Consider the following 22,863-nt stretch of genomic DNA (forward strand, 5'->3'; position numbering starts at 1 on the left):
CCTCGTTAGCGGGCGCGGCGGGAGAAGAACGAGATCAGCACCGGCAGCGTCACCAGGATCACGATCGGCGCCAGCATCATGCCGGTGACGACCACGACCGCGAGCGGCTTCTGCACCTGTGAGCCGATGCCTTCGGACAGCGCCGCAGGCAAGAGGCCGACGCCGGCGACGACGCAGGTCATCAGCACGGGCCGGAGCTGAAGCTCGCCGGTGCGGATCACCGCGCTCATGCGATCCATGCCCTCTTCGATCAACTGGTTGAACTGCGACAGGATGATGATGCCGTCCATCACGGCGATGCCGAACAGCGCGATGAAGCCGATCGCCGCGGAGACGCTGAACGCCGTGCCTGATATCAACAGGCCGAGCACGCCGCCGAAGATCGCCATCGGGATCACGCTCATCGCGAGCAGCGTGTCGGTCATCGAGCCGAAATTGAACCAGAGCAGGATGCCGATCAGCGCCAGCGAGATCGGCACCACGATCGACAACCGCTTGATCGCATCCTGGAGATTGCCGAACTCGCCGACCCATTCCATGTGCGATCCGGGCGGCAGCTGCACCTGGTCGGCGATCTTCTGCTGCGCCTCGCGGATGGCGCTGCCGAGGTCGCGCTCGCGCACCGAGAACTTGATCGGCAGATAGCGCTCCTGCTGCTCGCGATAGATGTAGGCCGCACCCGAGACGAGGCTGATGCTGGCGACCTCGCTCAACGGGATCTGCGTGACCGTGCCGTTCGGCCCGGGGGCGCCGATCCGCAGATTCTGGATCGCCTCCGCGCTCCGGCGGTACTCCGGCGCAAGGCGCACGATGATGGGGAAATGGCGGTCGCTTCCCGGCTCGTAGAGATCACCCGCGGTGTCACCGCCGATCGCGACCTTGATGGTGGCGTTGATGTCACCAGGCGCAAGGCCATAGCGCGCGGCCTTGGCCCGGTTGATGTCGATCTGGATGGTCGGCTGCCCGAGCGAGGTGAACACCGCAAGGTCAGTGACGCCCTGCACGGTCGCCAGCACCGACTTGATCTTGTTGGCGGTGTCGGTCAGCGCCTGGAGATCGCTGCCGAACAGCTTGATCGAGTTCTCGCCCTTCACGCCGGACACGGCCTCGGAGACGTTGTCCTGGAGATATTGCGAGAAGTTGAACTCGACGCCAGGGAAGCGGTCGTCGAGCTGCTTGAGCAGCTGCGCGGTCAGCTCTTCCTTGTCGTGGGTGCCGGGCCATTGGCTCGCGGGCTTGAGCGGCGCGAAGAACTCGGCATTGAAGAAGCCGGCGGCGTCGGTGCCGTCATCGGGACGGCCGTGCTGCGACACCACGGATTCGACCTCCGGCCGGGCCCGGATCAGCTTGCGCATCTCGTTGACGTAGGTGTTGCCTTCCTGGAGCGAGATGGTCGGCGGCAGCGTGGCGCGGATCCAGAGATTGCCCTCTTCCAGCTTGGGCAGGAATTCGAGACCCAGCAGCCGGGCGAGCGCCACCGTCATCAGCACGAGACCGACCGCCGCGCCGAGCATGATGTTGCGGTTGGCGACTGCCCAGTTCAGCACCGGCATGTAGATCCGGTGCAGGATCAGCATCACCTTGGTCTCGGTCTCATGGACATGCGCCGGCAGGATGATCGCGGACAGCGCCGGGGTGACGGTAAAGGTGGCAAGGAGTCCGCCGGCAAGCGCATAGGCATAGGTGCGCGCCATCGGCCCGAAGATGTTGCCCTCGACGCCTGACAGCGTGAACAGCGGCAGGAATGCCGCGATGATGATCGCCGCGGCAAAGAAGATCGAGCGCGACACGTCGGCCGCGGCGCTGAGGATGGCATGGCTCTTCATGCCGAACAGCGTCTCGGGCGACATATGATCGGATTCCGACACCGGCGTGGTCTGGGTCAGCCGGCGGAAGATCGCTTCCACCATGATGACGGTGGCATCGACGATCAGGCCGAAGTCGATGGCGCCGACCGACAGCAGGTTGGCCGATTCCCCGCGCAGCACCAGGATGATCACGGCGAAGAACAGCGCGAACGGAATCGTGGCGCCCACGATCAGCGCGCTGCGCAGATCGCCGAGGAACATCCACTGCAACAGCACGATCAGCAGAATGCCGACCACCATGTTGTGCAGCACGGTGTGCGTGGTGAGCTCGATCAAATCGCCGCGGTCGTAGATCCGCTCGATGCGCACGCCGGGCGGCAGGATGCTGGAGTTGTTGATGGTTTGAACGAGCTGGTGCACGCGCTTGATGGTTGGCGAACTCTGCTCGCCGCGGCGCATCAGGACGATGCCCTGCACGATGTCGTCGGAATCGTCGAGGCCGGCAATGCCGAGGCGAGGTTTCTGGCCGACGGTGACGGTCGCGACGTCCTTGACCAGCACGGGATTGCCGTTGGTCTGCGAGATCATGGTGTTGGCGAGATCGTCGATGGAACGGATCAGGCCGACACCGCGCACCACGGCCGATTGCTGGCCGATGTTGACGGTGTTGCCGCCGACATTGACGTTCGCATTGCCGACGGCCTGGAGCAATTGCGGCAGCGTCAGACCGTTGGCGACGAGCTTGTTGAAGTCGACCTGGAGTTCGTAGGTCTTGCTCTTGCCACCCCACCCGGTGACGTCGATCACGCCGGGCACGGCGCGGAAGCGCCGCTGGAGAATCCAGTCCTGGATGGTCTTGAGGTCGAGCACGCTGTAGTTCGGCGGACCGACCAGGCGATAGCGGAAGATCTCGCCGATCGGGCTGAGTGGCGAGATCTGCGGCTGCACATTGCCCGGCAGCGGCGCGAGCTGCGCCAGGCGGTTCAGCACCTGCTGCAACGCCTCGTCATAGGTATAGGCGAAGGAGAACTGGATTTTGACGTCGGACAGACCATAGAGCGAGATGGTGCGGATGGTCGTGATGTTCTTCAGGCCCGCAACCTGGGTCTCGATCGGAATCGTGATGTAACGCTCGATCTCTTCCGCCGACAGGCCCGGGCTCTGCGTCACGATGTCGACCATCGGCGGGGTCGGATCGGGATAGGCCTCGATGTTGAGCTGGTTGAATGCGATCAGGCCGCCGATGAGCACGGCGACGAACATGCCCACCATCAGGAAGCGCCGGTTGACGGCAAGGGCGACGAGACGATCCATTCAGCTCTTCAGTCTGTCTTCAGTTTTTTTGGGTCGTCGATCAGCTGCCGGACGCCGCGCGGTCGATGAACAGGCTGCCCTTGACGACGATCTGTTCACCGGGCTTCAGATTGCTGGTGACCTCGACGAGGTTGCCATTGATGAGCCCGATCTTGATCTCGCGCAGCTCGACCGACTTGTCCTCGCGCGCGACCCAGAGACGGACCTTGTCGGCCTCGTAGATCAAAGCCTGTTTCGGCACGGCCGGCGCGGCGCGGTCGCCGGCCGAATAGATCGTGACGTTGGCGAACATTTCCGGCTTGAGCAGGCCGTCCTTGTTGTCGATCGTGGCGCGGACCAGCAGGCGACGGGTGCTCGGGTCGATCGCGGCGGCGACGTAATTGATCTTGGCAGTCAACGGGCGGCCCGGCAGCGCCATCACGTTGACGCTGATGTCCTGACCGATGCAGACGGCGGCCGCATCGCTCTCGCGCACGAAGGCGGTGAGCCAGACCGTGGAGAGATCGCCAACCACGAAGACCGGATCGCTGGCGCCGGAACTGACGTACTGGCCGGGGCCGATCTTGCGCTGCACGACAGTGCCCGATATCGGCGAGTTGATCGTGACCTCGCGATCGATGACGCCCTTGTCCTGGAACACCTTGACGGTCTCGTCGGTGAAGCCGAGGATGCGCAGCTTGTTGCGCGCCGCCTCCAGCGCCGTCACCGAGGAGCGCATGTCGTTCTGCGCCTGGACCTGGGTTGCTTCCGCCTGCTGATAGTCCTTCAGCGGAATGGCGTGGCCCTCGTAGAGATCCTTGGCGCGCTTGAACTGGATATCGGCGAGATCGATCGCCGACTTCGCCTTGTTCTGCGAGGTCATCGCCGCGATGAAATCGTTCTGGGCCTGCACTGTATCGGCGGCCTCGATTGTGAACAGCGGTTGGCCTTGCTTCAGCATCTCGCCGGGCTTGGCGAGCAGCTTGGTGACGCGGCCCGCATAGGGCGAGAACACCGGCGTCGAACGGTCCTCGTCGACCGCGACCTTGCCTTCGGTGACGTATTCGGCCCGGAAGGTCTTGGCCTTGACCGGCTCGATCGTCAGCGTCGCCCATTCCGACGGCGTCGGCGTGAAATTCTGCGCATTCCTGCGCGACTGGCTGGAGACTTCGGAGTGGCTCTTGTCCTTGGTCCCCGCATAGAGGAAGCCGTAGGCCCCGGCGCCGGCGAATGCCAGTAAAACTACGGAGGTGATCATCCGTTGTTTTGTAAACACCTGCAATCGCTTGGTATTTTCAACTACCATGGGGCCCGGTCGTATCTGCGACGATCTCGGCAGACGCCTGCCTTATCGGTCGCGCTAATAGTGCCGAATTGAGATTTCAAACAACCTAAAAAACGCTTCGCACCTTTCGAACTGCGTTAAAATTTTGCGACGCGTCAGCTTCACGTCAGTTTCAAGCCGGCCACGTCGCAGGATGACTGCCGAGCGGCATCGCCGGACGGCTCCATTGCGCCGGCGTCTTCGACAGCAGCGCCGAATGCTGCACCGCCTTCAGCGTGCCGAAGCCAGATGGCATGCTCTCGATGAATGCAGCATGTACGGCTTCGCCCGTAAGATCCGGGGTGTTCAATCCGCCATCGAGCCGGCCGAGATTCCAAAGCCAGCGTCCGGTCTGGGCCAGCGACACGCGCACGTGCCAGCTGCCGCCTTGGCTGGCCTGGCGCGCCTTGGCCATCATCGCGCCGAACGCCATCAGATAGCCGGTCGCGTGATCGAGTATCTGCGCCGGCAATTCCTTCGGGTCATCGATGCCGGCGGCCTTGCCTTCCGCATCGTTGAAGCCGGTGGTGGTCTGCACCAGCGAATCGAAGCCGCGCCGCCCGGCCCATGGGCCCGTATGGCCGTAGGCCGACAGCGTCACATAGACGATGCCGGGATTGATCTTCGCGGCCTCTTCGGGCGCAAGGCCGAGCGCGGCGAGCGCACGCGGGCGATAGCCTTGCGAGAAGATGTCGGCGTCCTTCAGAAGCGCGCGCATCTGCGCCTTGCCCGCCTCGCTCTTCAGCTCGATGAAGGTGGTGAGCTTGCCGCGGCCGGTATCGATGGTGAGCCAGGGAATGGCGGGCAGATCGGGCCCCGACACCAGCAGCACGTCCGCACCGTGCGCGGCAAGCGTGCGGCCGGCAACGGGGCCCGCGATGACGCGCGAGAGATCGAGCACGCGCAGGCCTGCGAGTGGGCGATCGCCTTCGGGCCAGGGCTTTGGCGGAGCTTCGCCGATCTTCTCGATCGAGATGAGCGGCAATTGCGCGAGCGCATGCGCCTGCGGCAGCGCCGACCATTCGTCGCTGGAGCGCATCAAGGCAACGACGCCGCCCGCGGCATAGGTCGCGGTTTCAAAATCCTCGCCTTTCCACTGCATCAGCGCGGCCTGCACTTTTTCGCGCTCCGGCTCGCAAGCCAGCACCTTGCAGACGGCATCGCGATGATGCGGGAAATTGGTGTGGCAGCGGACGAAGCGGCCATCGCCTGTCCTGTAGACGCCGGCGATGGCGTCCCAGGCCGGTGGCGGCGGCTTGTCGTCGAGGCGCAGGTAACGCTCGGAGCGGCATTCGGCGACGGCATGGCGCATGTCGACGGTGACGTCCTGCACCTGCCCGCTGCGCAGTCGCCAGATCTCGGCGGCGGCCAGGCCGGCCGCGGCAATCGTCGTTTGGCCAGCGACAGCGACGCGGAACGAGGACGGGATCTGCGGCTCTTCGCCGGTCAGCCGTACACGCGCGAGTGCGGCAGCATCGCCGCCGGCGGAGGTCCAGATGTCGCTGAGAATGCCGGCGGGGCTTTGCATGACCGCTTCTCTTTCTTTCAGGTTATTGTTCGAGCATGATCTTTCGGAAAACCGCTGCGCACTTTTCCGGATCATGCTGTAGCTTTGCGAGCTTCCATCAGCACACAAAGGAACGCAATGGCCGCCATCGATCCCCTCACCGCCGGCGCCGTGTTCATCGCAACGGCGGCCACCGACGCAGTCTATGTGATGTTTACGTCAGCCGTGATCGCGCGCAAGCGCGTACCCGCGGCGAACTGGAGCGCGGTCTGGTACCTGCTCTCCTCCTACGCCGTGATCAGCTATACCGAAAACGCCTTCTATGTCGCCTTCGCCGCGATCGGCTCCTGGGCCGGCGCCTACGCCTCGCTGACCTTCCTGCACCGCCCGCCCGGCGGCCCGCCGGTGGGCGCGGCGCCGGAGTGAGGGCGGCCAGCCTCTCTCCTCACCGTCATTGCGAGCGCAGCGAAGCAATCCAGAATCGTCCGCAGACGCAGCCTGGATTGCTTCGTCGCTTTGCTCCTCGCAATGACGATGGTGAGGCTTCTGCGTCTCACTTGAAGCGGCTACACTCCCTGCCACCAACAAAAAAGGAAAACCAAACAATGGATCTCGGTCTCAAAGGAAAGAACGCCATCGTCCTCGGCGGTACGCGCGGCATCGGGCGGGCGATTGCGGCGACGCTGGCTGGCGAAGGCGCCAATGTCGCGGTGTGCGCACGCAACGCCGAACAGGTCGCGGCCACCGTCACCGAGCTGAAGGCGAGCGGAATCCGCGCCACCGGCAGCCCGGTCGACGTCACCGACGGCGCGGCGCTGAAGGCGTGGGTCGAGACTGCCGCAAAAGAGCTCGGCGGCATCGACATGCTGTTCTCCAACGCCGGCGCGATGGCGCAAGGCCATGACGCCGCTTCGTGGGAGCAGAATTTCCGGCTCGACGTGCTCGGCGCCGTGCATGCATTCGACGCCGCGCGGCCGTTCCTGGAGGCCAGCGGCGAGGCACGCGGCGACGCCGCCTTCGTCATCATCGCCTCGATTTCGGCGGCGCAGGCCGATCTCGCCAGCTCCTACGGCCCGATCAAGGCCGCGCTGATCCACATGGCCAAGGGACTGGCGCGGCAATACGCCAAGAAAAAGATCCGCGTCAACGTGGTCTCACCCGGCACCGTCTATTTCAAGGGCGGCGTCTGGGAGATGATCGAGCAGAACATGCCCGAGCGCTACAAGGACGCGATGAAGCGCAACCCGACGGGACGTATGGCCACGCCGCAGGAGATCGCGAGCGCGGCGGTGTTTCTGGCGAGCCCGGTGTCGGGATTTACGACGGGATCGAATCTTGTCGTGGACGGGGCGATCTCGAACCGGGTGAATTTTTGAGGCGGGCGCAGCCTCGTCATGAAGAACTCGTAGGGTGGGCAAAGCGAAGCGTGCCCACCCTCCGTCAGTGATCGGAAAAGAACGTGGGCACGGCGCTTGCGCGCCTTTGCCCACCCTACAACAGCTGGGGTGTAGCAGCTCGCGCCACGCTCTCAATGAAAATCCCGCGATGGCGGCAGGATGCGGACGTTGCGGGGGTGGCGGATTCTTTGCGCCGGCATGTCCGCAAGCGCGCGGGGGTCGTCGTTGAGCGGTTCGACCACGGTGGCTCCTGCCGGCACCGGATGCTTGCGGATCATCGCATCATTGGCAAGGCCGACCAGATCGTGCGAGCGGTCGATCATGCGCTGGGCGATCAGATGCGTCACCTTCTCCGGGCTGCTCTGGATATAGCCCTCGACCAGGATGAGGCGCGCGCCCATCACCTCCTTGCGATACTGCTCCATGATTTTTGGCCAGACCACGACATTGGCGATGCCGGTCTCGTCCTCCAGCGTCATGAACACGACGCCGCTGGCGCTGCCCGGCCGCTGCCGCACCAGCACCACGCCGGCGCAGCGGACGCGGCGCCGCTCGTTCGCATGACTGATATCCTTGCAGGCCACCACGCGCTCGCGCGTAAACAGCTCGCGCAAGAATTCCATCGGATGGCCCTTCAGCGATAGCCGGATGGTCTGGTAATCCGCGACCACCTGCTCGGCACGCGGCATCACCGGCAATGGCCTGGCGTGCTCGTCCGGCTGCTCGCGCGCGGTTGCCGCCTCGAACAGCGGCAGCGGCACGTCGTCGGGCAGCCGCCGTACCTGCCACAGCGCTTCGCGGCGATCGAGCCCGAGCGAGCGGAACGCATCGGCATCGGCCAGCAGGATCAGCGCGCGCTTGGGCAGGCCGGTGTCGCGGGCGAAGTCTTCGAGCGAGGTGAAGGGTCGGCGATTGCGGGCGGCGATGATGCGGTCGGCCCAGTCCAACTCCCCGCCGTCATTCCGGGGCGCGCCACTTGGCGCGAGCCCTGATGCGCAATTGCGCATCTGAGAATCCATACTCCCGATCGTGGTTATGGATTCCGGGCTGGCGCGACGCGCGCCCCGGAATGACAGCTGGGAGCGTTTCAGACGCTCCTCATCGGGATCGAGCCAATGAAAGCCGTCGATCTGACGGAAACCCAGCCGAACAGCACAATATCTGTCGTCAGTATTCTCCAGCGTGTTCTGCGCAAAGCTGTAGGACACGTCGATCTCGCGCACCTCGACGCCGTTCTTGCGGGCATCGCTGACAATCTGTGCCGGCGCGTAAAAGCCCATCGGCTGCGAGTTCAGCAGGCCGCAGCAGAAGGCGTCGGGATGATGGTATTTCAGCCATGACGAGATGTAGACGAGCTGGGCGAAGCTCGCGGCATGGCTCTCCGGGAAACCGTAGGAGCCAAAACCCTTGATCTGATCGAAGCAGCTTCTGGCAAAATTGGGATCGTAGCCGCGCGCGACCATGTTGCCGATCAGCTTTTCCTCGTATTGGCCGATGGTGCCGACGTTGCGGAAGGTCGCCATTGAGCGGCGCAGGCCGTTGGCTTCCTCGGAGGTAAATTTCGCCGCCTCGATCGCGATGCGCATCGCCTGTTCCTGGAACAGAGGCACGCCCTTCGTCTTGTGCAACACCTTGTAGAGTTCATCCGCGGGACCATGTTCGGGCGATGGCGAGGGATAGTTCACCTTCTCCTGCCCGTTCCGCCGCCGCAAGTAAGGGTGCACCATGTCGCCCTGGATCGGCCCCGGTCGCACAATCGCGACCTCGATGACGAGATCGTAGAAGGTTCGTGGCTTCAGGCGCGGCAGCATGTTCATCTGGGCGCGGCTCTCGACCTGGAACACGCCGAGGGACTCTCCCTCGCACAGCATGTCGTAAACCCTGGGATCATCCTGCGGCACGCTCGCCAGCACAAAACGCTCGCCTTTGTGCTGGTCGATCAGATCGAAACATTTCCTGATGCAGGTCAGCATGCCCAGCGCGAGCACGTCGACCTTCATCATGTTGAGCGCGTCGACGTCGTCCTTGTCCCATTCGATGAAGGTGCGGTCGTCCATCGCCGCGTTGCCGATCGGCACATAGGTGTCGAGCCGGTCCTGCGTCAGCACATAGCCGCCGACATGCTGGGAGAGATGGCGGGGAAATTCGATCAGCTCGGTCGCAAGCTCGACCGCGAGATTGATCATGGGATTTTTGGGATCGAGCCCGGCCTGCCTGACCTGCATCTCGTTGAGGCCCTTGCCCCAGCTGCCCCAGACGGTGTCGGCGAGCGCTGCGGTGACGTCCTCGGTCAGGCCGAGCGCCTTGCCGACGTCGCGGATGGCGCTGCGCGGACGGTAATGAATGACGGTGGCGATGATCGCGGCGCGGTGGCGGCCGTAGCGGCGATAGACATATTGCATCACCTCCTCGCGCCGCGAATGCTCGAAATCGACGTCGATGTCGGGCGGCTCCAGCCGCTCCTTGGAGATGAACCGCTCGAACAGCAGATCGACCTTGGTCGGGTCGACCGAGGTGATGCCGAGCACGTAACACACCGCCGAGTTCGCCGCCGAGCCGCGGCCCTGGCACAAAATGTTCTGGCTGCGCGCGTAGTGGACGATGTCGTGCACGGTGAGGAAATAGTGCGCGTATTTCAGTTCGGCGATCAGCGCGAGCTCTTTCTTGAGCGTGGCGCGCAGCTTGTCATCGATATTGCCGCTGAAATATTTATCGACGCCGGCCCAGGTCAGATCCTCCAGATGCCCTTGCGCGGTCTTGCCCGGCGGCACCGGCTCGTCCGGATACTGGTATTTGAGCTGATCGAGCGTGAAGTCGATCTTGCTCGCAAAGCGCATCGTCTCGGCGATCGCGTCGGGGACATCGCGGAACAGCCGCGCCATTTCGCGGGGCGTCTTCAGAAAGCGTTCGGCATTGGCCTCGAGCTTCCGCCCGACAGCTTCAATCGTGGTCTTTTCCCGGATGCAGGTCAGCACGTCCTGAAGCGGCCGGCGGCCGGGATCGTGATAGAGCACCTCGTTGGTCGCGAGCAGCGGCACCTTTGCTTTGGCCGCGAGATCGTCGAGCCGCGCCAGCCGACGCCGGTCATCGCCGCGATAGATCAGGCTCGCCGCCAGCCATACGCCCTCGGCGGGGCTTGCCTTCAACTTTGAAAGAACATCCAGCGCCTGCGCGGGATCGAAACGATGCGGCAACGTCAGAACCAGGAGCTGGCCTTCCGAGAACGCGATAAGATCGGTGAAGGTGAGACGGCACTCGCCCTTCTCGATCCGCGTGATGTCGTCGCCACGCTTGCCGCGGGTGAGGAGCTGGCACAGCCGGCCATAGGCGGCGCGGTCGCGCGGGTAGACGAAAATGTCAGGCGTGCCGTCGATGAAGACGATGCGCGCGCCGATCAGGAGCTTTGGCTTGTGCAGCACCTCTTTGTTGTCGAGCTCATTCCAGGCGCGCACCACGCCGGCCAGCGTATTGTGGTCGGCAATGCCGATCACAGGAATGCCGAGCTTGCTGGCCTGATGCACATAGGACCGCGGGTCAGAGCCGCCGCGTAAAAATGAAAAATTCGTGGTGATGCCGATCTCGGCATAAGCTGATGTCGTCATGCGAAGAGACCGTGCACATACCAGCCGGGAGACGCGGGCTCGCCGTCGCCGTCGAACACCCCCCCCTCATAAAGACCGTCGCGAAAGATCCAGAAGCGCAGGCCTTCGGCATCCTCGATGCGGAAATAATCCCGCGTCAGCTGCTTGCCGTCCTGCCGCCACCATTCCATGGCGATGCGCTCGGGTCCCTCCACCCGCACCACCGCATGCAGTGCACGGCGCCAGGTGAACTGATGCGGCGGGCCATCAGGCACGGTCGCGAACGGCACCTTGATCGGCTCCGGTTTCTCAAACAATCGCAACGGGCGCAGCGGCGGCTCGCTCTCGATACGATCAGGCCATTCGGCCTGCATGGCGGCGGCGAGATGATGTTGGGCGGGTGCGACCAGCACCGCGCATTCGGGGATATGGGTATCCTCAGGCAGGTGCACGACGACGCGCTTGCCGCCGATGCGCGCGGCGATGCGGTCGATCAGCGCGGCGAGTTCGTCATTGTCGTGGACATGGGCGTCGAGATCGCGCTGCTCCTGCACCACGATCTCGGTGCGGCTTGCCGACAGGCGCACCATGTCGAAGCCGAAGCCGGGATCGAGGGGGTCGGCGAGCGCATCGAGCCGCTCGCGGAACAGGCGGTCGATGACGGCGCTTTGCGTGACCGGCCGCCCGGTCTCGACCATGATCGCGCGCACCACGCCGTCGGTGCGGAAGAAGGCGGCTTCCAGCCGCCGCGCACCCTTGCCCTGCTTCTCCATGGAGGCGATCAGCGTGTCGGCGAGCCGCGACAGCGTCATCGCGATCATGGTGTCGGTCGCGATCGGCTCGGCAAAGCGTTTCTCCACGATGTAATCGGGCAGCGGCTTGCGCGGATTGATCGGCGCATCGCCCTGCCCCAGCGCATGCGCGAGCAATGTGGAGAACCGCGCGCCGAACCGCGCCGTGATCTCGCTCGGGTTGCGCGAGGCGACATCGCCGATGGTCTTCAGCCCGGCGCGGCGCAGGCCGGTTGTGATGGCCTCACCCGCGCCGAGCGCGGACACCGGAAACCGGTCGATCGCCGCCGCCTCGCTGCCATCCGCGACGATGGTGCCGGAGGCCTGCCGCGTCAGCGTGCGCGCGCAAACAGAAGTCCCCGCGATTGCTGCGCTGACGGCAAAGCCCTGCCGCGCCAGCGCACGGACCAGCGTCTGCAACAGCGCGGCCTCCCCGCCGAACAGATGCGCGCAGCCGGTGATATCAAGGAACAGCCCGTGCGGCGGATCGAGCGCCACCAGCGGCGTGAAGCGGTCGCACCAGTCGGCGATGTCGCTGAGCGTCTTGGCATCGGCTACGACATCGGCGTCGAACACCCGCAAGTCCGGGCACATCGCCCGGGCATTGGCGAGCGGCTGGCCGATATGCAGGCCGAGGCGCGACGCGGCATCGTCAAGCGCATGGATGACCAGCGCATTATTCTCCTTGATGACGACGATACTGGGCTCAGAATCATTACCCAGCGCGCCGTTGAAGAACCGCTGTATCCGGTCGATGGGCAGGCGCGGCAGCCACAGGCTGAGGATACGTCGACGGTTCAGAGAATTGGCACTCATCACATTTCCATTCCATGATCCACCGGCCGCACGGGCCATGACGATTGCGCAGCAGCTCGGCATCGAAGCGCGGCGCCCCCCAGGCACTCCACGCTGCATCCGGCGGCGAATGCGCCCCGCGCAGCATCCATCGCGTCTCGGCAGTCGACGGCAGCGGCTGCGCCGCCATGCGCAGCATCAGGCCGGTGACGCCGGAGCCTTGCGCGGCCAGCGTCAGCTTGCGGCTCGCCACCAGATCGAACTGCCTGACATCGCCCCAGAGCTCGAGCACGACGGCGCCCAGCGCATCGCAGGCGAGCGCATCGGCCGAGCTGCGCAGCGCGCTCTCGACATCGGCGGCGCGCACCATCACCACGCGGCGCGGATCGAGGCCGAGTTCGGCGAGCCCGCTCATCGACAGCGCGCCGGTTTCGATTTCCGAAAAATCCTGCCGCACCCACAGCAGCGGCCGCTGCGCCGACACGCGCCCTGCGAGCCCCATGACAAAGCCCGTCGCGGCCGCGCCCTGGCGTCCCTCGCAAAACACCTCATGGATCGCCGCGCGCGCGAGCCCGCCCTTCAGCGCGGCATCGGCCTCGTTGTGGCCCAGCGCGACGCGATCGTGCTGACGCACGACCTCCGCCGTCTCGATGCGCTCGATCTGGCCGCGCAAGGTCGCAAGCGCGCTGATGCGTGCGCCGCTCATGCTCGCCGCTCCTTCAGAGGGTGATTGCCGAGGTTCTCAAAAATAAGAACCTGCGGCTGGCTCATTTGTTCATGATATGTTCTAATATAAAGCTAACAGGATCGGGTGAGTCAATCGAATTGGTGCTCATCCGGATTCATGAGCTGAATCAAAGGGATTTTGGGATGGATGTACAACGCAAGCTGGAGATTCTGGCGGATGCCGCCAAATACGACGCGTCGTGCGCCTCCAGCGGCACCGAGAAGCGGGATTCCAGCGACGGCAAGGGCATGGGCTCGACCGCGCCGGGCATGGGCATCTGCCACTCCTACGCGCCGGACGGACGCTGCATCTCGCTGCTCAAGGTGCTGCTGACCAACGCCTGCAACTACGATTGCCTCTATTGCGTCAACCGCGCCTCCTCGAACGTGCCGCGCGCCCGCTTCACCGTCGACGAGGTGGTCAAGCTCACGCTCGACTTCTACCGGCGCAATTACATCGAGGGCCTGTTTCTCTCCTCCGGCATCATCCGCAGCCCCGACTACACCATGGAGCAAGTCGTCAGCGTCGCGCGCAAGCTGCGCGAGGAATATCACTTCCGCGGCTACATCCACCTGAAGACCATTCCCGAAGCCGACGACGCCTTGATCGCGGAGGCCGGCAAATATGCCGACCGCCTCTCCATCAACATCGAGATGCCTGACGAAACGAGCCTGCAGCAATTCGCGCCGGAGAAGGACGTCCGCGCGATCCGCCGCACCATGGGCCGGCTGCGGCTGAAGCTGGACGAGACCGAGGACAGCCGCAGCGCGAAGACGAAGGCAAAACCGCAGCGTTTTGCGCCGGCTGGACAAAGCACGCAGATGATCGTCGGCGCTGATGCAGCCTCCGATCACACCATTCTCCACACCAGCTCCAATCTCTACGGCTCATACAAGCTGCGGCGCGTCTATTACTCCGCGTTCAGTCCGATCCCCGATGCCAGCCGCGCTTTGCCGCTGGTACAGCCGCCGCTGCTGCGCGAGCACCGGCTCTACCAGGCCGACTGGCTGATGCGGTTCTACGGTTTTGACGTTGCGGAGATCGTCGACGACAGCGCGATGCTGCCGCTCGACATCGATCCAAAGCTCGCCTGGGCGCTGCGCCACCGCGACCGTTTTCCGCTCGATGTCAACCGCGCCAGCCGCGAGGAATTGCTGCGCGTACCCGGCTTCGGCACCAAGGCGGTCGAACGCATCATCGCGACGCGGCGTACCACCACGATCCGCCTCTCCGATCTCGCGCGGCTGCACGTACCCCGGAAAAAGGCGATGCCGTTCATCGTCCTCAGCGACCACCGGCCCGCCCCGCATCGGCTCGATGCGGCCGGGCTCATCGAACGGTTCAAGCCGAAGGCAACACAATTGGGGTTTGGCTTCTGATGCAGTACATCACCCTCGACACCGAAACCGATTTCGACGGCTGGCGCAAAGCCGCACGCAGCCTCGTGCTTCATCATGTGCAGCCCACCGACGTCACCTGGACCGTGCAGGGCGGCGAAGCCGAGCTGTTTGCGCCGCCCGCACCATCCCCGATCCTCGAGGTGAACGAAGGTAGCTTCAACGTATCAGGCAAATTCGTCGCCCTCGCCAAATCCGCGATCCTGCATCGCGATATCGAGCGCTTTGCGATCCTCTATCGCCTGCTGTTCCGGCTGAAGGACAATCACGACCTCATCGAGGTCGCGACCGACCCTGATGTCGCGCAGGTCACTTCCATGGCAAGGGCGGTTCATCGCGACGAGCACAAGATGCATGCCTTCGTGCGTTTCCGCGAGATCGGCCGCGAGCGTGCGGCGCATTACGTCGCCTGGTTCGAGCCGGAGCATCACATCGTCGAGCTCGCCGCGCCGTTCTTCGCCAAACGCTTTGCCGACATGCCCTGGTCGATTTTGACGCCGGACCTGTGCGCGCATTGGGATGGCCATGCGCTCTCGTTCACGCCGGGCGTGAGCAAGAGCGAGGCGCCGGGCGAAGACCGGCTGGAGGAGACCTGGCGGCGCTACTATGCCAGCATCTTCAATCCGGCGCGATTGAAGGTGAAGGCGATGCAGACGGAGATGCCGAAGAAATACTGGAGGAACCTGCCCGAGGCCTCGATCATTAAACCCTTGATCGAGGACGCCGAGCGCATGACCGGCGCCATGATCGCCAATGCCGCAACCGATCCGCACAAGCCTCAGAAGCGGCCGGAGGCCCCGATGACCCGCAAGCCTGCTGCCGACGATCTCGAAGCGCTCCGCGAGGAGGCCGCGCATTGCCGCGCCTGCCCGCTCTACAGGGACGCAACGCAGACCGTCTTCGGCGAAGGCCCGAAGGACGCCACCATCATGCTGGTCGGCGAGCAACCCGGCGACAAGGAAGACCTTGCCGGCCATCCCTTCGTCGGACCGGCCGGCCAGATGCTCGATCGCGCGCTTCAGGAAGCCGGTGTCGACCGCAAGACGGTCTATGTCACCAACGCGGTGAAGCACTTCAAATTCGTGCCGCGTGGGAAGATCCGCCTGCATCAGAAGCCGGCAACGCCGGAGATCCGGGCATGCCGGCAATGGTACGAGCGGGAGGTCTCAGTCATCCAGCCCGATCTTATCGTCGCGATGGGCGCCACTGCCGCGCAAAGCGTGTTCGGCAAGATCACCCCGATCGGAAAGACCCGCGGCCGGCTCATGGACCTTCCCGACGGACGCAAGGCGCTGGTGACGGTGCACCCGTCCTACCTGCTGCGGCTGCCCGATCCGGAGGCCAAGGTGCTGGAATATCAGCGCTTTGTCGAAGATCTGAAGATCGCTGCCTCGGTGCAGAGGAAAGCTCCGCGCGCCGCCTAGATAACGGCGGGAAAACGCCTTTCAACCGCCGCTTGTCATCCAGCCTTCAAATCAATCGCGGACAATAGCCCTACCAAGAAGTTAAGGGGCGTCCAGACATGACCGATGTTGCATTCGACCGCGCGGTAGCCGATCCCGCGCCGATCCAGCCGGCCTCGCGGCCAAATCTCGACAAGGGTTTCAACCCGCTGACGATGATCCTGTTCTTCGGCATCCTCGCCGCGGGCCTGCTGTTCGTCGCCTACAGCATCTATGCCGACATCGATGCAACCGGCACCAAGGTCACGACCTACCTGCCCTACATCCTGCTGTTCGTCGCGCTGCTGATCGCGCTCGGCTTCGAATTCGTGAACGGCTTCCACGACACCGCCAATGCGGTGGCGACGGTGATCTACACTCATTCGCTGCCGGCCGAAGTCGCCGTGATGTGGTCGGGCTTCTTCAACTTCCTCGGCGTGCTGCTGTCCTCCGGCGCGGTCGCTTTCGGCATCGTCTCGCTGCTGCCGGTCGAGCTGATCCTCCAGGTCGGTTCCAGCGCCGGCTTCGCGATGGTGTTCGCGCTGCTGATCGCGGCGATCCTCTGGAATCTCGGCACCTGGTATTTCGGCCTGCCCGCCTCCTCCTCGCACACGCTGATCGGCTCGATCATCGGCGTCGGCATCGCCAACGCCGTCATGCGCGGCCGCGACGGCACCTCGGGCGTGGACTGGAGCAAGGCCACCGAGATCGGCTACGCACTGCTGCTCTCGCCGCTGTTCGGCTTCATCTGCGCCGCCGTGCTGCTGCTGCTGCTCAAGTTCATCGTGCGCAACCCGGCGCTCTATGCCGCCCCCGAAGGCAACAAGGCGCCGCCGCTGTGGATCCGCGGCCTGCTGATCGCGACCTGCACCGGCGTCAGCTTCGCCCACGGCTCCAATGACGGCCAGAAGGGCATGGGCCTGATCATGCTGATCCTGATCGGCACCGTGCCGACCGCCTACGCGCTCAACCGCGCGCTGCCGGAATCGCAGGTCGCCCAGTTCCAGAAGACTTCGGAGGCCGCCTCCAAGGTGATCGCGGCCAAGGGCGCCGGCCACAGCATCATCGGCGATCCCCGTCCGGCGGTGACGCAGTACATCGCGCTGCACAAGCTCAACGAGGGCACCTATCCCTCGCTGGCCGTGCTGGTGAAGGACGTCGGCGACCAGGTTGCCAGATACGGTTCGCTGAACAAGGTGCCGGCGGAAGCCGTCGGCAACACCCGCAACGACATGTACCTCACCTCGGAAGCGATCCGCTTCCTGATGAAGGACAAGGAGAACGATCTCAGCAAGGACGAGGTCGCGGTGCTCAACACCTACAAGGGCTCGCTCGACGCCGCCACGAAGTTCATCCCGAACTGGGTGAAGATCGCAGTCGCCATCGCGCTCGGCCTCGGCACCATGATCGGCTGGAAGCGTATCGTCGTCACCGTCGGCGAGAAGATCGGCAAGACCCATCTCACCTACGCACAGGGCGCCTCCGCCGAGTTCGTCGCCGCCGCCACGATCGGCGCCGCCGACGTGTTCGGCCTGCCGGTCTCGACCACACACGTGCTGTCATCGGGCGTCGCCGGCACCATGGCTGCCAACGGCTCGGGCCTGCAGATGGCGACCATCCGCAACCTGCTGATGGCCTGGGTGCTGACGCTGCCCTGCGCGATCGCGCTATCGGCCACGCTGTACGTGATCTTCTCGCGGATTTTCTGAAGACCTCTCCCTCTCCCCGTTCTTACGGGGAGAGGGTTGGGGTGAGGGGCTGCATCCTCGATCACGGTGAGAGACGGACTCGCGGAGAGTCCCCCTCACCCGAATGCGATCTTCGATCGAATTCGACCTCTCCCCGCAAGCGGGGCGAGGTGAAAAGAAGCCTCACGACGCCGCGAGAGATTCCTCGACCAGCTTGACCCAGTAGGATGTGCCGAACACGATCGCCTCGTCGTTGAAATTGTAGGCGGGGTGATGCAGGCCGGCGCTGTCGCCGTTGCCGCAGAAGATGAAGGCGCCGGGACGGGCTTCCAGCATGTAGGCGAAATCCTCGCCGCCCATCAGCGGCGGCATCTCGTGCACATTGGCCTCGCCCGCGACCTGCTTTGCGATACGCCGCGCCACCTCGGTCTCCGCGGCGTGGTTGTTCACGACGGGATAGTTGCGCTGGTAGCGCAGATCGATCTTGGCGCCGGTGATCTGCGCCACGCCCGCCACCACCTCGTGCACGCGCTTCTCGACCAGCTTGCGCACCTCCGGCGACAGCGTGCGGATGGTGCCCCGCAGCGTCGCGGTCTGCGGAATGACGTTGCGGGCATTGCCGGCATGGAATTCGCAAATCGAGATCACCGCCGATTCCAGGGGATCGACGCTGCGCGCGACGATCGATTGCAACGCCGTGATCACCTGCGCGCCGACCAGCACGGAATCGATACATTTGTGCGGACGCGCGGCGTGGCCGCCGAGACCCTCGATCATGATGTCGACCTCGTCGGTCGCCGCCATGATCGGGCCCGGCCGGATCGCGAACGAGCCGACCGGAATGCCCGGCCCGTTGTGCATGCCATAGACCTGCTCGATGCCGAAGCGCTCCATCAGCCCGTCCTTGACCATGGCCGCGCCGCCGGCGCCGCCCTCCTCGGCCGGCTGGAAGATCACGATCGCATCGCCGGCAAAATTGCGGGTCTCGGCGAGATAGCGTGCGGCGCCGAGCAGCATCGCGGTGTGACCGTCATGGCCGCAGGCGTGCATCTTGCCCGGAGTCTTCGAGGCGTAAGGCAGGTTGGTCTGCTCGTCGACGGGCAGCGCATCCATGTCGGCGCGCATGCCGATCACCTTGAGCCCCTCGCCGGCCGGCTTGCTGCCCTTGATCACGCCGACCACGCCGGTCTGGCCAAGGCCGGTCACGACCTCGTCGCAGCCGAACTCACGCAGACGGTCCGCCACGAATGCTGCGGTGCGATGGACGTCATAGAGCAGTTCGGGATGCTGGTGGATGTCCCGGCGCCAGGCCTGAATATCGGGTTGGAGGTCGGCGACGCGGTTCACGATGGGCATGGAGGGTCTCGAGCTTTGTTGAGAATACAGGACTGTCTACCATGCAAGCACCAGTCCACCTAACTCCCGCGGATCGAGGGTAGCCCTGTCCTGTCGGCATAGCCGGGCTTGTCCCAATCCGCCGCGTCTGCCTATTAGGACGGAACGTCAAGTGACCATCCGGGTGGAAGCAGAATGCCAAGGCGGCTCGAAGGTGAGTTTGACTATATCGTCGTCGGGGCCGGCACGGCCGGCTGCATTCTTGCCAACCGGCTCTCGGCCGATCCCCGGAATCGCGTCCTCATCCTCGAGGCCGGTGGCGACGACAACTGGATCTGGTTCCACATTCCGGTCGGCTATCTCTTCGCGATCGGCAATCCGCGCTCGGACTGGATGTTCAAGACCGAGGCCGAGCCCGGCTTGAACGGCCGTTCGCTGTCCTATCCGCGTGGCAAGGTGATCGGCGGCTCGTCGGCGATCAACGCGATGATCTCGATGCGCGGTCAGGCCGCCGATTACGATCACTGGCGCCAGCTCGGGATGACCGGCTGGGGCTATGACGACGTGCTGCCGCTGTTCAAGCGATTGGAGGATCACTTCCTCGGCGCAAGCGAGCATCACGGCGCCGGTGGCGGCTGGCGCATCGAGGCGCCGCGGCTGTCCTGGGACGTTCTCGATGCCGTTGGCGACGCCGCAGAAGAAATGGGCATCAAGCGCATCCCGGATTTCAACACCGGCGACAACGAAGGCACCAGCTATTTCCACGTCAACCAGAAGCGCGGCCGGCGCTGGTCGTCGGCGCGCGGCTTTCTCAAGCCGGCGCTGAACCGGGCGAACCTGCGGCTCGAGAAGAACGTGCTGGTCGATCGTCTCATCATCGAGCAGGGCCGCGCCGTCGGCGTGCGCTTCGTCCAGAACGGCGAGATCATCGAGGCGCGCGCGAAACGCGAGGTGATTCTCTCGGCCGGCTCCATCGGCTCGGTGCAGGTGCTGCATCGCTCCGGCATCGGCCCGGCCGAATGGCTGTCGCCGCTCGGCATCGATATCGTGATGGACAAGCCCGGTGTGGGGCGCAATCTGCAAGACCATCTCCAGCAGCGCGCGATCTACAAGGTCGAGGGCGTGCGCACGCTGAACGAGACGTACTACAACCTGTTCCGCCGCGGCCTGATGGGACTCGACTACGCGTTCCGCCGCCGCGGGCCGCTGACGATGGCGCCGTCGCAGCTCGGCATCTTCACACGCTCCGATGCGACGCGCGCCCGCGCCAACATCCAGTTCCACGTGCAGCCGCTGTCGCTCGACAAGTTCGGCGATCCCCTACACCGCTTCCCCGCCATCACGGTCAGCGCCTGCAATCTCCAGCCGACCTCGCGCGGGACCGTGCGGCTGCGCACGGCAGCACCCGACGAAAAGCCGATCATCGCGCCGAATTACCTGTCGACCGACGACGACCGCCAGGTCGGCGCCGACGCTATCCGCACCACCCGCCGCCTGATGCAGCAGAAGGCGCTGGCAAGATATCGCCCGAGCGAATATCTCCCCGGCCCCACCGTCGGCGACGACGATGTCTCGCTCGCCAAGGCCGCCGGCGATATCGGCACCACCATCTTCCACCCCGTCGGCACCGCGAAGATGGGCGCGGCGAACGATCCGATGGCGGTGGTAGACGAACGGTTGCGCTTCTATGGCCTCTCCGGTCTTCGCGTCGTCGATGCCTCGATCATGCCGACGATCACCTCGGGCAATACCAATACGCCAACGGCGATGATCGCAGAGAAGGGTGCATCGATGATTTTGGAGGATGCGAAGTAGCATCTCGCCCGCATGATCAGTCAGCGCTTTTCCATCGGCCCGGCCGACGCAGAGATTGCCATGTTGCAGTGGGGCGAGAGCGGGAAACCGCCCGCGCTGCTCGTGCACGGCACCGGCTTCGTCGCCGACGTCTGGGACGAGGTCGCCCGCGAGCTTGCATCGACCTACACCGTCTATGCGCTCGACCGCCGCGGTCATGGCGCGAGCCACAAGCCGGGCGCCTATCATTTCCTGGATTTTGCCGAAGATGTCCGCCGGGTGATCGATGCACTCGATCTGCGCGAGACCTATGGCATCGGACACAGCGCCGGTGCGACCGATCTTCTGCTTGCCGCTAAACTTCGGCCGGGACGTTTCACGCGCCTGTTCGTGATGGAACCGACGGTGATGGACCCGCGCGCGGCGCGCTCCGGAGGATTGAACGACGAATCCCTCGCCCGCGTCGAGGGCACGCTACGCCGACGCGCCGAGTTCGAGAGTGCCGACGCCGTGTTCGGGCGCTACCGCACCGCGCCGACATTTGCGGATTGGACCGAGACCTCGCTCCGCGCCTATGTCCAACACGGCTTCACGGCGCTCGACGATGGCAGGGTCCGGCTTTGCTGCACGCCCGAGATCGAGTACGCGATGCTGCGTCCGATCTACGAGGCGATGGAGCAGGTTTATATTGGCGATGCGCGTGGCAATCCTTTCGCCTCGCTCGCCGAGATCGATTGCCCGGTGCGCATAGCGACCGCCGCGAAGTCCGGGCCGATCTACAAGATGATGGCAGCCCGCGCGGCGTCGCTGATTCCGCGCGTCAGCACGATGGTGTTTGAGAACGCCGGGCACTGTGTGGCGCAGGAAGTGCCCGAGCGCGTGGCGGAGGCCGTGCGAGAATTCGCGAAATAGGTCTCGAGCCCCCTCACGAAATCGTCATCGCATCCGGGAATAACTCCACCCCTCCCCCAATCACCTCCCCGAAGCCCAATTCCGGGCGAAGTGGAGACGTTGCGATGAGCGGACACGATCACGGGGACGACGGCGTCAACCGCCGCAAGGTGCTGGAATGCATGACCTGGGCCGGCACCGGGGTGCTCTGGACCATCACGGGCGGCGTGCCGCGCTCGCTCGGCATCATCGATTCAGCGCAAGCGGCGACCGCAGCGGCGCCCGGCATGACCTTCCTCCAGATCAGCGACAGCCATGTCGGCTTCGACAAGCCGGCCAATCCCAACGCGCTCGGCACGCTGGAGGAGGCCGTCAACAAGATCAACGCGATGCCGGTCAAGCCGTCCTTCATGATCCACACCGGCGACATCACCCATCTGTCGAAGGCCGCCGAGTTCGACAATGCCGATCGCATCATCTCGCAGAGCAAGCTCGACGTGCATTACGTCCCCGGCGAGCATGACTTCCTCGACGAGGAGGTGAAGTTCTATCGGGAGCGCTACGGCCGCGGCACCAAGGGCCAGGGCTGGTACTCGTTCGACGCCGGCGGCGTGCACTTCATCGGCCTCGTCAACGTGGTCGATCTCAAGGCCGGCGGCCTCGGCAATCTCGGCGCCGAGCAGCTCGCCTGGCTCGAGGACGATCTGCGGGGCAAGTCGAAATCGACGCCGGTCGTGCTGTTCGCCCACATCCCGCTCTGGACCGTCTATCCCGAATGGGGCTGGGGCACCGAGGACGGCGGCCGCGCGCTCGAATACGTCAAGGGCTTTGGCTCCGTCACCGTGCTGAACGGTCACATCCACCAGGTGATGCAGAAGGTCGAGGGCAACGTCACCTTCCACACCGCGCGCTCGACCGCCTTCCCGCAGCCGGCGCCGGGCGCCGCCCCCTCACCCGGACCGATGAAGGTCGAGGACGCAAAACTGCGCTCCATGCTCGGCGTTGCCAGCATCAACTTCAAGCAGAACGAGCAGCGGCTGGCGATCATCGACACGCCGATCCAGGGTTGATCCAGCGCTGAACGGAAGCTGAC

Annotated in this window: 15 protein-coding genes; 8 read left to right on the forward strand and 7 right to left on the reverse strand. The window is 64.6% G+C overall.

The window, feature by feature from the left end:
• Positions 1–5: 5 nt before the first annotated feature.
• The 3 genes from PMI42_RS17995 to PMI42_RS18005 all read right to left on the reverse strand — a co-directional run bounded on the left by PMI42_RS17995 (position 6) and on the right by PMI42_RS18005 (position 5,953).
• The gene (locus PMI42_RS17995) at positions 6–3,122 is read right to left on the reverse strand and encodes an efflux RND transporter permease subunit (protein ID WP_008136641.1); all 3,117 of its coding nucleotides are present in this window, start codon (positions 3,120–3,122) and stop codon (positions 6–8) included.
• Between the two features lie 40 nt (positions 3,123–3,162).
• Positions 3,163–4,407: an efflux RND transporter periplasmic adaptor subunit gene (locus tag PMI42_RS18000; RefSeq protein ID WP_008136642.1), complete on the reverse strand. Its 1,245-nt coding sequence runs from the start codon at positions 4,405–4,407 to the stop codon at positions 3,163–3,165.
• 151 nt (positions 4,408–4,558) lie between these two features.
• Positions 4,559–5,953 carry a CoA transferase gene (locus PMI42_RS18005; protein ID WP_008136643.1) on the reverse strand — a complete coding sequence of 465 codons (1,395 nt, stop codon included), beginning with the start codon at positions 5,951–5,953 and terminating at the stop codon, positions 4,559–4,561.
• A 117-nt stretch (positions 5,954–6,070) separates the two neighbouring features.
• On the opposite strand from PMI42_RS18005, the gene PMI42_RS18010 reads away from it, so the two are divergent.
• Both PMI42_RS18010 and PMI42_RS18015 read left to right on the forward strand, forming a co-directional pair.
• On the forward strand, positions 6,071–6,358 hold the full coding sequence (locus PMI42_RS18010) for a hypothetical protein (RefSeq protein ID WP_008136644.1): 288 nt from the start codon (positions 6,071–6,073) through the stop codon (positions 6,356–6,358).
• A 179-nt stretch (positions 6,359–6,537) separates the two neighbouring features.
• Complete coding sequence (locus PMI42_RS18015) at positions 6,538–7,308, forward strand: SDR family NAD(P)-dependent oxidoreductase (RefSeq protein ID WP_008136645.1); 771 nt, start codon at positions 6,538–6,540, stop codon at positions 7,306–7,308.
• A 152-nt stretch (positions 7,309–7,460) separates the two neighbouring features.
• Here the strand turns inward: PMI42_RS18015 and PMI42_RS18020 are convergent, their stop codons facing one another.
• From PMI42_RS18020 to PMI42_RS18030, 3 genes are read right to left on the reverse strand one after another with little or no spacing between them, the layout of a single operon-like run.
• Entirely contained in the window at positions 7,461–10,931 is a 3,471-nt protein-coding gene (locus PMI42_RS18020; RefSeq protein ID WP_008136646.1) for an error-prone DNA polymerase, read from the reverse strand.
• Complete coding sequence (locus PMI42_RS18025) at positions 10,928–12,517, reverse strand: Y-family DNA polymerase (protein WP_035966028.1); 1,590 nt, start codon at positions 12,515–12,517, stop codon at positions 10,928–10,930. The genes PMI42_RS18020 and PMI42_RS18025 overlap by 4 nt, the downstream gene beginning before the upstream one ends.
• Positions 12,417–13,202 carry an ImuA family protein gene (locus PMI42_RS18030; protein ID WP_008136648.1) on the reverse strand — a complete coding sequence of 262 codons (786 nt, stop codon included), beginning with the start codon at positions 13,200–13,202 and terminating at the stop codon, positions 12,417–12,419. The genes PMI42_RS18025 and PMI42_RS18030 overlap by 101 nt, the downstream gene beginning before the upstream one ends.
• A 164-nt stretch (positions 13,203–13,366) precedes the next feature.
• Between PMI42_RS18030 and PMI42_RS18035 the strand changes: the two genes are divergently transcribed.
• The 3 genes from PMI42_RS18035 (at position 13,367) to PMI42_RS18045 (ending at position 17,771) form a co-directional block, all read left to right on the forward strand.
• Entirely contained in the window at positions 13,367–14,602 is a 1,236-nt protein-coding gene (locus PMI42_RS18035) for a putative DNA modification/repair radical SAM protein (protein WP_008136650.1), read from the forward strand.
• Positions 14,602–16,044: a UdgX family uracil-DNA binding protein gene (locus PMI42_RS18040; RefSeq protein ID WP_008136652.1), complete on the forward strand. Its 1,443-nt coding sequence runs from the start codon at positions 14,602–14,604 to the stop codon at positions 16,042–16,044. The genes PMI42_RS18035 and PMI42_RS18040 overlap by 1 nt, the downstream gene beginning before the upstream one ends.
• A gap of 98 nt (positions 16,045–16,142) precedes the next feature.
• Positions 16,143–17,771, forward strand: a complete 1,629-nt coding sequence (locus PMI42_RS18045) for an inorganic phosphate transporter (protein ID WP_008136655.1) — start codon at positions 16,143–16,145, stop codon at positions 17,769–17,771.
• 162 nt (positions 17,772–17,933) lie between these two features.
• On the opposite strand, the gene PMI42_RS18050 is transcribed toward PMI42_RS18045, so the two are convergent.
• Complete coding sequence (locus tag PMI42_RS18050; RefSeq protein WP_008136658.1) at positions 17,934–19,106, reverse strand: M20 aminoacylase family protein; 1,173 nt, start codon at positions 19,104–19,106, stop codon at positions 17,934–17,936.
• A gap of 174 nt (positions 19,107–19,280) precedes the next feature.
• Between PMI42_RS18050 and PMI42_RS18055 the strand changes: the two genes are divergently transcribed.
• The 3 genes from PMI42_RS18055 to PMI42_RS18065 all read left to right on the forward strand — a co-directional run bounded on the left by PMI42_RS18055 (position 19,281) and on the right by PMI42_RS18065 (position 22,840).
• The gene (locus PMI42_RS18055) at positions 19,281–20,900 is read left to right on the forward strand and encodes a GMC family oxidoreductase (protein ID WP_008136660.1); all 1,620 of its coding nucleotides are present in this window, start codon (positions 19,281–19,283) and stop codon (positions 20,898–20,900) included.
• Positions 20,901–20,912: 12 nt separating this feature from the next.
• On the forward strand, positions 20,913–21,791 hold the full coding sequence (locus PMI42_RS18060; protein WP_008136662.1) for an alpha/beta fold hydrolase: 879 nt from the start codon (positions 20,913–20,915) through the stop codon (positions 21,789–21,791).
• A gap of 104 nt (positions 21,792–21,895) precedes the next feature.
• Positions 21,896–22,840 carry a metallophosphoesterase family protein gene (locus PMI42_RS18065; RefSeq protein WP_008136665.1) on the forward strand — a complete coding sequence of 315 codons (945 nt, stop codon included), beginning with the start codon at positions 21,896–21,898 and terminating at the stop codon, positions 22,838–22,840.
• Positions 22,841–22,863 lie beyond the last annotated feature (23 nt).

This window comes from Bradyrhizobium sp. YR681, assembly GCF_000282615.1.
Lineage (GTDB): Bacteria > Pseudomonadota > Alphaproteobacteria > Rhizobiales > Xanthobacteraceae > Bradyrhizobium.